Annotated in this window: 1 rRNA gene; it reads left to right on the forward strand. The window is 51.9% G+C overall.

The window, feature by feature from the left end:
- Positions 1-572 (forward strand): 23S ribosomal RNA (locus QYM41_RS17730); the annotation flags it as partial.

Here is a 572-nt window from a genome sequence, read left to right on the forward strand (position 1 = left end):
CAGAGATGGAGCCGCAGAGAATCGGCCCAAGCAACTGTTTACCAAAAACACAGGTTTGTGCTAAATCGAAAGATGACGTATACGAGCTGACGCCTGCCCGGTGCTGGAAGGTTAAGAGGAGATGTGCAAGCATTGAATCGAAGCCCCAGTGAACGGCGGCCGTAACTATAACGGTCCTAAGGTAGCGAAATTCCTTGTCAGGTAAGTTCTGACCCGCATGAAAGGCGTAATGATTTGGGCACTGTCTCAACAGCCCGCCCGGCGAAATTGTAGTACCGGTGAAGATGCCGGTTACCCGCGACAAGACGGAAAGACCCCATGGAGCTTTACTGTAGCCTAATATTGGGTTTCGATGTTGCATGCACAGGATAGATGGGACACTGGGAAACAATCGCTTTGGCGGTTGCGGAGTGGCCGTTGGGATACCATCCTTGCGATATTGGAATTCTAACCTGCGGCTCTGAATCGAGTCGGGGGACATTGTTAGGTGGGCAGTTTGACTGGGGCGGTCGCCTCCTAAAGAGTAACGGAGGCGTTCAAAGGTTCGCTCAGCTTGAACGGAAATCAAGCAA

The sequence above is a fragment of the Kocuria oxytropis genome (genome assembly GCF_040981195.1).
In the GTDB taxonomy this organism is placed as follows: domain Bacteria; phylum Actinomycetota; class Actinomycetes; order Actinomycetales; family Micrococcaceae; genus Kocuria; species Kocuria oxytropis.